General features: G+C 36.3%; 9 protein-coding genes. 4 read left to right on the forward strand and 5 right to left on the reverse strand.

Translation table 11 applies throughout. The annotated features are described in order from the left end of the window. Window positions 1–13 precede the first annotated feature (13 nt). From IPH11_08540 to IPH11_08550, 3 genes are all read left to right on the forward strand, one after another. On the forward strand, window positions 14–187 hold the full coding sequence (locus IPH11_08540) for an ATP-binding protein (GenBank protein MBK6913703.1): 174 nt from the start codon (window positions 14–16) through the stop codon (window positions 185–187). Between the two features lie 113 nt (window positions 188–300). Beyond that, window positions 301–1305, forward strand: a complete 1005-nt coding sequence (locus IPH11_08545) for a response regulator (GenBank protein MBK6913704.1) — start codon at window positions 301–303, stop codon at window positions 1303–1305. Window positions 1306–2826: 1521 nt separating this feature from the next. Further along, window positions 2827–3456 carry a T9SS type A sorting domain-containing protein gene (locus tag IPH11_08550; GenBank protein ID MBK6913705.1) on the forward strand — a complete coding sequence of 210 codons (630 nt, stop codon included), beginning with the start codon at window positions 2827–2829 and terminating at the stop codon, window positions 3454–3456. A 61-nt stretch (window positions 3457–3517) separates the two neighbouring features. On the opposite strand, the gene IPH11_08555 is transcribed toward IPH11_08550, so the two are convergent. The 5 genes from IPH11_08555 to IPH11_08575 form a co-directional block, all read right to left on the reverse strand. Next, on the reverse strand, window positions 3518–4318 hold the full coding sequence (locus IPH11_08555) for a M48 family metallopeptidase (protein ID MBK6913706.1): 801 nt from the start codon (window positions 4316–4318) through the stop codon (window positions 3518–3520). A 161-nt stretch (window positions 4319–4479) separates the two neighbouring features. Next, window positions 4480–5847 (reverse strand): TrpB-like pyridoxal phosphate-dependent enzyme, encoded by a 1368-nt coding sequence (locus IPH11_08560; GenBank protein ID MBK6913707.1) that lies wholly within the window; start codon window positions 5845–5847, stop codon window positions 4480–4482. A gap of 257 nt (window positions 5848–6104) precedes the next feature. Then, the gene (locus IPH11_08565; protein MBK6913708.1) at window positions 6105–6785 is read right to left on the reverse strand and encodes a hypothetical protein; all 681 of its coding nucleotides are present in this window, start codon (window positions 6783–6785) and stop codon (window positions 6105–6107) included. Window positions 6786–6796: 11 nt separating this feature from the next. Further along, complete coding sequence (locus IPH11_08570) at window positions 6797–8143, reverse strand: alpha-amylase (protein ID MBK6913709.1); 1347 nt, start codon at window positions 8141–8143, stop codon at window positions 6797–6799. A gap of 53 nt (window positions 8144–8196) precedes the next feature. Beyond that, window positions 8197–10530 carry a hypothetical protein gene (locus tag IPH11_08575; protein ID MBK6913710.1) on the reverse strand — a complete coding sequence of 778 codons (2334 nt, stop codon included), beginning with the start codon at window positions 10528–10530 and terminating at the stop codon, window positions 8197–8199. 422 nt (window positions 10531–10952) lie between these two features. On the opposite strand from IPH11_08575, the gene IPH11_08580 reads away from it, so the two are divergent. Continuing rightward, window positions 10953–12347: an aminopeptidase P family protein gene (locus tag IPH11_08580; protein MBK6913711.1), complete on the forward strand. Its 1395-nt coding sequence runs from the start codon at window positions 10953–10955 to the stop codon at window positions 12345–12347. Window positions 12348–12416: the final 69 nt, after the last annotated feature.

The following is a 12416-nucleotide window of genomic DNA, read 5'->3' on the forward strand; positions in this document are numbered from 1 at the left end:
TGACAGAGAAAAAATGATGAAGATACTGACTAACCTTTTATCAAATGCATTCAAATTTACTCCTGAGGAAGGAAAGATTACAGTTTCTGTAAAAGAGTGTCATTCCGAACTTGTTTCGGAATTTCCAACAGTTAGTAAGATGCTGAAACAAGTTCAAATGACAACACAAAAGGATTTGTTGAAATAAAAATAAGGGATACAGGAATTGGAATAGCTCATGAAGAAATACCAAAACTGTTTGACCGTTTTTATCAAGTAGATAGTTCATTTACAAAAGAACATGAAGGTACAGGAATTGGATTGGCTCTTTCTAAAGAATTAGTGGAACTTCATCATGGTAAAATTAAAGTTGAAAGTGAAAAAGGAGGCTGGACAGAATTTATTTTGGAATTTCCAATCAGCAGACATCATTTGAAAGATGACGAGATAATAGTTGAAGAGAAAATAAGCAAAACAAAAATTACAGTTGATGCTAATTTAATTTCTCAGAATATTCTCACAGAATCAAAAAAGGATGAACTAATCCCAAATGGAAAGGATGAGGCAGAAGAAGAAAAAACTATCATCCTTGTGGTTGAAGATAATTATGATATGAGAGAATATATAAAGGAATCCTTTGGAGAAAATTATCTTGTTGAAGAAGCTGTAAACGGAGAACAGGGTGTAAGAAAAGCAGAAAAGATTATTCCGGATCTTATCATTAGCGATATGATGATGCCGAAAATGGATGGGAATGAGTTGGTAAGAAAATTAAAGAATGATGAGATGACAAGTCACATCCCAATTATATTGCTTACAGCTAAAGCAGGACAAGAAAATAAATTAGAAGGATTAGAAACTGGTGCTGATGATTATCTGACCAAACCTTTTGATGTCAGAGAGTTACGGGTAAGAATTGAAAACCTGATTAAAATCAGAAGGAAATTGCAGGCAAAATACAGTAAGCTGGAATATGTATTAAAGCCTGATGGAAAAAAGGGAACAAGTTTGGATGAGAAATTTATGATTAAAGTTGGAGAAGTAATTGAGAAGCACATTTCTGAGGAAGAATTTAATATAGAAGAATTCTGCAGTGAAGTGGCAATGAGTAGAACTCAATTGCATAGAAAATTAAAAGCCTTGACCGGAAAATCGGCAACCTTATATGTCAGAACGGTAAAGTTGTCGAAAGCAAAAAAGATGATTGAAGAGAAGACGGGAAATATTTCTGAAATAGCATATTCTCTTGGATTTTCAAGTCCGGCATACTTTACCAGATGCTTCAAAGAAGAATTTGGTTACCCGCCAAGCGATATAAAAAGGTAACGATTTTCATCGTTGTCTATTTGTATCTGTCCTCAGAAACTCAAATAAATCCCTGTTTTTTATAAATGGAACAATAGTGCAAGTAAAGGGAACATTACTGTTATGTAGTCCCCCCTTTGGATTTTGTTTATTTACAACCATAATCATAATTAATATTTTTTTACAATTAAAGGAGTTCTAATGAAAAACTTATATATCATGATTTAAATCAGTTTTGCAATATTTTCTTCCTCTTTAAATGCCCAATGGGTGCAGACTAATGGACCCTATGGTGGTGGTTCTATTTTTTGTTTTGCCGAAAGCCCCAACGAGGAAGGCGGAACTAATCTCTTTGCGGGGACTAATAGTAGCGTCTTTCTTTCCACCAACAACGGTACAAGCTGGACTGAGGTCAATACCGGATTGACGGGTGGTGCCTCAGATCTTGTTGTCAGCGGCACGAATCTCTTTGCCGGAAATGATAACGGTGTCTTTCTTTCCACAAACAACGGCACAAGTTGGACTGCGGTCAATAACGGATTGACAAATCCTTGGGTCTCAGATCTTGTCGTCAGTGGCACTAATCTCTTTGTCAACCATGTTTATAATACCGGCGTCTTTCTATCAACAAACAACGGTACAAACTGGACTGCGGTCGGCTTGACGAACGAGAATGTCATCGCCCTTACAATCAGCGGCACAAATCTCTATGCCGGGACTTATGACGGGGTCTTTCGCTCCACCGATAACGGCACGAACTGGACTGCGGTCAACACTGGGTTACCGCCAAATACAAATGTTTCTACCTTTGCTGAAAGCCCCAACGGGGAAGGCGGAACTAATCTCTTTGCAGGGACTTATAGCAGCGTCTTTCTTTCCACAAACAATGGTACAAGTTGGACTGAGGTCAATGCGGGATTGCCAGGTGGTGCCTCAGATCTTACTGTCAGCGGCACGAATCTCTTTGCCGGAAATGATAACGGTGTCTTTCTTTCCACAAACAACGGCACAAGTTGGGCTGCGGTCAATACCGGATTAACGAATACTTTTGTTTCTGCCCTTGCCGTCAGCAGTAGCGATCTCTTTGTCGGGACTAATGACGGCGTCTGGAGACGACCGTTGTCAGAAATGATAACTTCAACAATACCTACCGCCGGTCTTCAACTCTGGCTGAAATCTGATGAAGGTGTGGACACACTCAATGGAAAGGTGAGCAGTTGGCAAGACCAGAGCGGAAAGGGAAATGACGCGATTCAGTTTAACACTACTCGTCAGCCGTTGTTTGAAGATAGTGTATTGAATCAAAAACCTGTACTGCGGTTTGATGGCTTTGACGATAAGTTGGGGTTTACCGGTACAACTCCGATGTCTAAATTCACTCTTTTCATGGTGGTCAAGAACTATTCTGGTGGTGGCGAGCACAACAGCCATGTTTTAAACTTTGGTCCTTCCGGTGGAGAAGATAACCAGTGGTTCTTTGTACTATGGGGGGGCTTTGACAGGGTTCCAGATATCATCTTGTTCGGAAACGGTATCGGTGGGATGTTCGCCAGCGCACCCAACATAGCCGCAAATGGTGAATGGAGGATCATAAGCATAGTATTTCAAACGAAATTTAACACTACATTGCGATGGAATGGCAATAGTGCAACAATGTCAGTTAACCTACTTGGTCCATCCTTCTTTGGTCCTATGGGTGATTCGACTGGCTCAGGTGGAGGAATTGCAGGAGCTGATGGTGTCCCGAATGGAAACTTGCTTACGGCGAACTGTGACTTCGCGGAGGCGATTGTCTATGATACACTGCTGACTGATTCTGAAATATTAGCAGTTGAAAATTATCTCGCTGATAAATATAATATATCTATAACTACAGGATTTGAAAATCCCCGGGAAGAAATTATTCCTGAACAATTTACTTTATTGCAGAATTATCCCAATCCATTTAATCCTTCAACCACTATTAAATTCCAGGTTCCGAATTCATCATTCGTAAATCTAAAAGTATATGATATTCTTGGAAGAAAAGTTGCAACATTAGTTAATGAAGAAAAGCCAGTTGGAAGTTATGAAGTAAATTTTGATGCTTCACAATTATCATCAGGAATATATTTTTATAAACTGCAGGCAGGCAGTTACGTTGAAACGAAAAAGATGACACTGCTTCGATAACGAGATTTTAATTTTCAGAGATGGCATCTCGATTAATGGGATGTCATCTCTCCCTTCAAAATTATTTTTTATAATACTTCAATGCTTCCGGCAATTCTTTTTTGATATCTGCTATTCTCGTTTCATCTGAAGGGTGGGTGCTTAAAAATTCAGGGGGTTTTTGTCCGCCCATTTGAGACATTCTCGTCCAGAAATCAACTGCATAATTTGGATTGTATCCCGCCATTGACATAAATATTAATCCTAATCTATCGGCTTCACTTTCCTGCGTGCGGCTGAATGGCAGCATAACTCCAACTGTAGTTCCAACTCCATATGCAGTCATAAAAAGATTTTGTGTTTCTTGCGGTTTATCTTTCAAAGCTACTGTCAAAGCAACTCCGCCAAGCTGCTGCAATAAACCTTGACTCATTCTTTCAGCACCGTGCTGAGCAATTGCGTGCGCTATTTCGTGTCCCATAACAACAGCTAATCCTGTTTCATCTTTTGTTAAAGGAAGAATTCCGGTATAAACAACCACCTTACCACCGGGCATGCACCAGGCATTTATTTCTTTGCTTTCAATGAGATTAAATTCCCACTGGTATCCCGCGAGTTCCTTCGACAAATTATTTTGTTTGAAATAAGTTTCAACTGCTTTCTGAATATTTGCACCAACACGTTTAACCATGTCAATATCTGACTTACTCTGGCTTAACTTATTTTCTTGAAGGAATTGATCATATTGTTGAAAGCTCATCGAATTCATTTCGCTTGCCGGAATAAGACTTAGCTGCGATCTGCCTGTAATGGGGACAGTGCTGCAATGGTAAAGCGTAAACGCTAACAATATAATCGGTAATAATATTTTTAATAATTTCATTTTATACCTCTTAACTGAAAAGATTATTATGACTGATACTTTTATTTATAGAAATATATAAAAAGTTTTTCTAAGGACAATCCAGCAAAAGGATGAAAAAGGAACTACATCTTCTTCCTAAAGATGACATCTTTTAAAAGATGTCATCTTTGAATTTATAATTAAATTGCAACAGGAGTATCCAATTCTCTTAATGCAGAATAAAGTTCTTTATCAGTTAATTCGTGATCCTGCAGCTCACCATTAAAGTAAGCTTGATAAGCACTCATATCAAAATAACCGTGCCCGCAAAGATTAAACAAAATTATTTTTTGTTTTCCTTCAATCTTGGCTTTTTTTGCCTCACGAATAACTTGTGCAATGCCGTGTGTTGCTTCAGGTGCTGGAATAATTCCTTCAGTCCGTGCAAACTTTACTCCGGCTTCAAAGCATTCAAGTTGTGCAATTGCTGATGCTTCAATTAATTTATCTTTTAATAATTGACTTACAATTGCACCGGCACCATGATAACGCAACCCACCTGCATGGATTGGGGCTGGAACGAATGTGTGTCCGAGTGTGTACATTGGGATTAACGGGGTTAATCCAACTGTATCACCAAAATCATATCTAAATTCTCCTTTAGTTAATTTTGGACATGATGCAGGTTCAATAGCAATGCAGCGAATGTGTTTTCCTTCCTGAAAATTATATCGCAAAAATGGAAATGCAATTCCTGCAAAGTTTGATCCGCCGCCAAATGGTGCTATAACAATATCAGGAAAATCACCAGCCATCTCTAATTGTTTTATTGCCTCTTGTCCAATTACAGTTTGATGAAGTAGAACATGATTTAGTACACTGCCGAGTGCATAGTTTATTCCATCTGTTGTAGCGGCTCTCTCAACAGCTTCAGATATTGCAATACCCAAGCTGCCGGGAGAATCCGGATCCTGTTCAAGAATTTTTCTTCCTGAATTTGTTTTATTACTTGGTGAAACAATAACAGTTGCCCCCCACGTATTCATCATAATTTTTCTGTAAGGCTTTTGGTCGTAGCTGATCTTTACCATATAGACTTCACAGCTTAAACCGAATTTTTGACACGCAAAACTTAGTGCGCTTCCCCACTGTCCGGCACCTGTTTCAGTTGCCAAACCTTTTGCCCCTTCCATCTTATTGTAAAATGCCTGTGCAATTGCAGTGTTTGGTTTGTGCGAACCTGCGGGACTAACCCCCTCATACTTATAATAAATTTTTGCCGGAGTATCGAGTAGCTTTTCTAATTCAGTCGCGCGATAAAGCGGAGTTGGGCGATACATTTTATAAATTTTTCTAACCTCATCAGGTATTTCAATATATCTTTCTTTGGAAACTTCCTGCTTAATTAATTCCATTGGAAATAATGCTTCAAGATCTTGCGGACCAATCGGCTGCTTTGTTCCCGGATGAAGCGGAGGCAGCATTGGATTTGGCATATCTGCCTGGATGTTGTAATAGTTCAGCGGTATTTCAGATTCGTTTAACAGAATTTTTTTGGATGCGTTCATAAAGAACTCCTTAAATAAATTAATGAATAAATAATTAGTTATTAACTAACGAGTTAAAAATTTTTAAAAAGATTTTAGGAAGAAAAAAATATTAGCGGCGCCAGCGCCAGAGATGGTTTGGAGTTTGGAGAATTGAACGATATGTATTTGAGTCAATCAATTTTACTGATTTAATTTCTGTTGGAAAAATAGCAGAGTTAAATTACAATGTCAAGTATGTCATGGTAAAAATCATTACGGCAATGGTGAATCTAAAATTAAAAGAATGCAATCACACCAAGATGAGCTGAAAGTAAATCTGTTTTAGAACGGGTAATGTCATAATAAACCTGACTTCCGATTATTTCAATTGATCCTTCTTTTAGATATTCTGCTTCTGTTCCCATTAAATATCTGCCTTTAATATCTAAAAAGATTGAGGTGCCTTGTTCATTTTCATTTGTTATTTGAATCATGATTCCTGCCCCGCCCCCGTAGCTCCATGCAAAATCTTCAAGGTTGGTGGAGCTTGCGACTTCAGAATAATCCTGGCTTTTAATACTTGTTTCAGTAAACAAATAAGAACCGCCGAAAAGCCCTTCTAAATATGGTCTTATTCTTCCTTTGTAGGGTGCAATTTGAAATAGAAGGTGAAAGTTTACAAGGTTGTTCGATCTTTCGACATCAACAAAAACATCAGGGATAGTATAGCTGAAAGGTTCCCTTCTCGTTTCATTTCCATAATTAATAAACCCTGCGTTTAATCCTATTCCAAAAGGCTGTCCCGGTTTGGGAATAATTAATAAAAATTGTCCTGCAATTCCAAACCCAACTCTATCAACATTTTCTTTAAACTCACCCATTGGAAAAGCAAGAGTAAAATTTAATCCTGCAGATTGACTAAATAAATTAGTGGCAGTTAAGCAGAAGAATAATATCGAAAAAAAATAAGGTTTCATTTATAATAATTTTATTGCTTCACAAAGATTTTATAACTCCAGGGATTCAGTTTCAGATTTTGTGAGATTGAAAAATCTGCAAGTTCCCCGGTAAAATAATTTCGAAAGTTTCCATTCATACTTTTATCATAGAAAGAAAAATCCTTTTCATCTTTTGATAAATTAAAAATAGCAAAAACTTTTTCATCGTCTGTGCTTCTGGTGAATAGAATTAAGTCGTCATCATTTATATCGAAAAAATTAATGGAGCTTTCCGGAAGCAGAGCTTGATTAATATTTCGAAGCATAAATAATTTTTTATAAACATCTTTCATCGGATGTTCTTTCCAGGTTATCGTGTCTTTATCGAAGAAAGACAGCCGCTTATTAAAACCTGCTTCCTGCCCGCTGTAAACCAGGGGCATACCCGGAAGTACGCATGTTAGAACAGCAAACGTTTCCGCTGCTTCCCCCAGCCTTTCAAATTCAGTTCCGTTCCAACTGTTTTCATCATGATTAGAAGTGAAAAGCATCCTGATTGCATCAGCAGGGAAATATTTTTTATCATCAGTAAAATGTTCAACTATATCTGAAGCTGTCATCTCCTCCTTATATATCGAGTTCATAATTTTATGGAAGTTCCAATCATAGCTCATATCAAATGCTTCGTGTATTTCAGGCTTATCCCATTCGGCAAGCATGAATACTGGTTTAATTTTTTCAAGTTCTTTTCGTGCCTCAATCCAAAATTCAATCGGCACCATCCCTGCAACATCACAGCGGTAACCATCAATGTCGCATTCTTTCACCCAATACTTGAGAGCGTTGATCATCTCTTTCCATAAATCTTTATTATCATAATTAAGATCAATTACATCCCCCCAATCCTGAATCGGAGGGACAAAATTTCCGGCACTATCCTTTGTATAAAAATCAGGATGAGTTCCTACCCAAACGTTATCCCAAGCGGAATGATTTGCAACCCAATCTACTATAATATACATGCCCATTGCGTGCGCTTTATTCACAAGAGATTTAAAATCATCAAGCGATCCAAACTCGGGATTTACGGCAAGATAATCTTTTACTGAATAGTAACTGCCGAGAGGTCCCTTTCTATTCTTTTCACCGATTGGATTAATTGGCATTAACCATAAAATACCGGCACCAACGTCGTTCAAACGGGGGAGATGTTTTTCAAATTCCTTAAATGTGCCGGCTTCTGTAAACTGACGAATGTTTACTTCATAAATAGAAAGAGCTTTTGCCCAATCGGGAGTTTTAAATAAACCCGGAAAATTATTTTGTGGTAATGAATGATTACTTAAAAGGAGGGGTAATAAAATAATTGAAGTTATGAGTTTTGAAATTACTTTCATAATTGTTCCTTGTTTTCTTTTGAGCAGAATTAAGTTAAAGGAAGATAGTAAAACTATAGCTTAAATATTTTTGATCGTTCGTCCTCATTGATAGAATTCTCGGCATCGTTTAATTCTTCGTTTGTTTTAGCCGAGGCATCTCTTCTTGATTTAATTAATGCTTGTTCAATTTTTAGCTTCTCACGAATTTTTTGATATTTTTGAAGAACTACTTGATGGTTTGCAATCTCTTCTTCGAGTTTCTTTTTCATAGTAATAAGTTTGGCAACCTGTCCGTTATGATCTTCGTGCTCTATTTTTCGGGTACTGATTGAGTTTTCAACTTCAATTAATGCTTTTCTTGAGTCTTCAAGTTGATTACGGAGTGTCGTCAATTTAAGCTCATAATTGTTTATATCATCATCAAGCATTGTTCGGCGGTCTTTTATTTTTTCAAAACGGTCTGTCATCGCATTGATAACTTCTTGTAAAGTTTGTTCAATTGTTATTTTTTTCTTTAATAACAATTCGGATTCAAGTTTTAAATCCTCGTTATAACTTTTCTTTTCTAATGAAACGGAATCAAGTTTAAGCAATTCATTCTTCAGCAGTTCTTTTTGTTCGTTTATTGTTTTAAGCAGTTGTTGAAAAGAGTCTATTTCTGCCTGACGCATTGAGAGAATTCTTTCGCTTTCTTCGAGGGCTGAAATTTTTTCAAATAGCTGCTGATCTTTTTCTGCAACATCCTTATCTTTTTTCGCTGCAATTTGATCCAGGAGAGTTTTCTTTTTCATCAAGTCGTTGTATTCAATATTAAATTTCTGAAAGATTTTGGAAAAGCGGTTTTCAATTGCAGAGTTTGTTTGTTCCAACTCGGATTTTCTTTGCTCAAGCAATTGGACCATCTCGTTGATCTTCGTTTTTTGCTCTACAATTTTATTTAATTCATTTTTTGCAGAATCAAAATTGAGCTGGAAGTCAGCTTGAATATCTTCGATTCTTTTTTTCTCTTCGCGGAGAGCCGTTAGATCAATCTCTGAATTTTTAAGTTCTTCCAGTTGGTGATTCAATTTATTTTGATTGAAATCTAGTTCGGATTTAATTTTCTCAAGCTGTTTTTCAGTTGAGTCAAATTGTGATTGGATCAGTAAATAATTCTTTTCGATATCGGCTAATTGTTTTGCCTTTGTTTCATTATCTCTCATCAGGAAAATATTTTTTGATTCAAGGTTTTTATTTTCAGTTTGCAGATTGTTCAACTGCAGGCTTAAATCGGTAAGAATATTTTTCCTTGCGCGTTCAATTTCTTCAAGATCTTTTATCTTAAGTTCGGTTTCGTTCAGTTTCTGAATAGAAATTGAAAATTGTTGATTTGTATTTTTAATTTCAGATTGAAGTTGTTCAAGTTCTTTCCGTGCAAATTCAGTTTGCTTGTTGAGTTTTTGATATGATTCTTCCGTATCAGAAAAAAGCTTCAGTTTATCCTGAATGTCCCTGTCAAGCGTGCTTCTTTTTAAAGACAATCCCCCCGCCTGTTGGTTTGTAGCATTAAGTTGTCTTTCGAGCTCATCAAGAATTTGTTTTTTTGATTCTTCAGCCAATGTCAATTGGTCAATCTCTTCCTGTGAAGTAAGAAGTTTTTTGTCAAGTTCGGTAAGAATTTGTTTCTTAGATTCTTCGGCTAATTTTAGCGCATCAATTTTTTGATGCGTAGTCCCTAGTTGTTCTTCGAGATCGTCAAGAATTTGTTTTTTTGATTCCTCAGCCCGTGTTAATTGTTCAATTCTTTTTAGAAGATCAGTTTCCTGAGATTTTAACTTTGAAATTTTTAACTCAATATCACTAATAGTTTTTTGGTTTCCCGAAATGTTCTTCTGTTCAATCGAAAGCACTTCTTTATTTCTTAACTCAACACTTTCAATCAGTTCAAGTTCTTGAATGTTTAATTCATTGATTCTTTTAGTTATAAGATCAATTTTATTTTCAAGGGCAGTTTGCTCATCGCGAAGGCGTTCAACTCTTTCTTCATCGGCTTTTAATTCTTCAATATTCGGATTCTTAGTAATAGTTGAATGAGCCGCTTGATCTTTTAATTGGTTTAATTTATTTGAAAGCTCAAGTATGTCATTCTGATGAAGCTCTTTTTGTTTATTGAGTCGGCTAATATCATTTTGCAGGGAAGAGATTTGTTCTTTTTGTTTCTGTATTTTCTTTTGAGAATTATCAATTTCATCTATCAAAACACTTTTAGTTTCGTTCAATTCAGAAACACTATTTCGCAGCTTTTTAAGCACTTCCTCCAAACGGGTTTGATTATCTTCTTTTGTTTTTAAAAGAAATAACCTTGTTTTTAATTCCTCGTTTTCAATCTCGAGTGAACGTACTTTATTAAAATTAAATATTGCCACCTTCTATGACTCCTGATAAAAATTTAGTCAAATAGACTTAATACTCAAATTAAATCATTTTTACATTGTAAAACTTAGTTATTGAGCAGCTAAGATTCAAGAAATTTAATTCACGAATTACACAACGCATTGGTACAAAAATGGAAGAATAGAGGAAGGTTTTAATAAATGTTGTTAAATTTTAAGAGATGAATCCTAAATAAGATTAAAGTATTTCAAACGATTTGGATACAATTAATCAAATAAATTTTTTACATATTTCCGACACTTCGTTTCCCACTAATCTGCCATATTAAATATAGGGTAATTACTGGCAGCTTAAAATATTTTCAATATTTTAATCAGCTATTCCTTAATTTAACCCTAAGAGTAAACAAAATTTATTTGCGAATTAATTAATTCTAATCAAGTCGGAGCAAGAAATGTTTGATTCAAAAATCTACACCAAAAGAAGAAACGAACTGAAAAAGAAAATGGGTTCGGGGTTAGTGTTATTCCCGGCCAACGAAGAACCGGCAATGAACTATCCAGCCAACACATATACTTTCAGACAGGATAGTTCATTCTTATATTATTTCGGTTTGGATATGCCGGATGTTTTCGGATTGATTGACGTTGATAATAATGAAGAAATCATTTTCGGTAATGATTGCACCGTGGACGATGTTGTGTGGATGGGACCGCAAAAAACAATTAAACAAAAAGCTGAACTTGCGGGAGTGAAAAAAACATTGCTGCTCGATAAATTGGGAGAGAAATTATTATCTGCAATTAGAACAGGCAGAAGGATTCATTTCCTCCCCCAATACAGGTGGAAAATTGTTTTTGATCTTTCAAAACTTTTAGGAATCAACGCCGAATCAATTAATAAATATTCGTCGGAAAAATTAATTAAAAATGTAATTGAACAGCGCTCAATAAAAAATAAAGAAGAAATCGCTGAAACAGAATTTGCTCTTGAGATCGCTTATCAAATGCATACCTACGCAATGCGAATGACACGCCCGGGTATTTATGAAAGAGAAATTGCAGGGGCAATCGAGGGCATTGCTCTCTCAATGGGCTGCGGTGTTTCATTCTCAGTTATTTTTTCTATCAATGGACAAACACTGCATAATCATCATCACGATAACCTGATAAAAGACGGCGACCTTGTTGTTAATGATTCCGGTGCAGAATCTCTTCTGCATTATGCAAGCGATATTACAAGGACTTTTCCTGCAAGCGGAAAATTTTCTAATAAACAAAAAGAGATTTATCAAATCGTACTTGATGCGCAGATGGGTGCAATTCAGAAAATAAAACCGGGGGTAAAGTATAAAGATGTTCACTTGCATTCAGCAAAAGTGATTGTCGAAGGATTGAAAAATCTGGGATTGATGAAAGGCAGTGTTGATGAAGCTGTTGCTGCAGGCGCACATGCTTTGTTTTTTCCGCACGGACTCGGACACATGCTCGGGCTTGATGTTCACGATCTCGAAGGGCTGGGGGAAAATTTTGTCGGCTATGATAAATCTATCGAAAGAAGCAATCAATTCGGGCTTGCATATTTAAGATTAGCAAAACCACTTCAGCAAGGTTTTTTACTAACTGTTGAGCCGGGCGTATATTTTATTCCTGAACTTATTGATCAATGGCGATCAAAAAAAATGCACAACGAGTTTATCAATTATGATGCGGTTGCAAAATATAGAACCTTTGGCGGGGTAAGAATTGAAGACAATATTTTAGTTGGGAAAAATGCCGGCAAAGTACTTGGAAGACCTATTCCTAAATCAGTTGAGGAAGTCGAACAACTTTGTTCAAGCATCATTTGATTTTTTAAAGGAAAAAAAATGGAAGCGATTAAAGTACTTAAATTTAATTTTTATTCACTAATCCTTTTT

The organism is Ignavibacteriales bacterium, from assembly GCA_016709155.1.
Lineage (GTDB): Bacteria > Bacteroidota > Ignavibacteria > Ignavibacteriales > Ignavibacteriaceae > JADJEI01.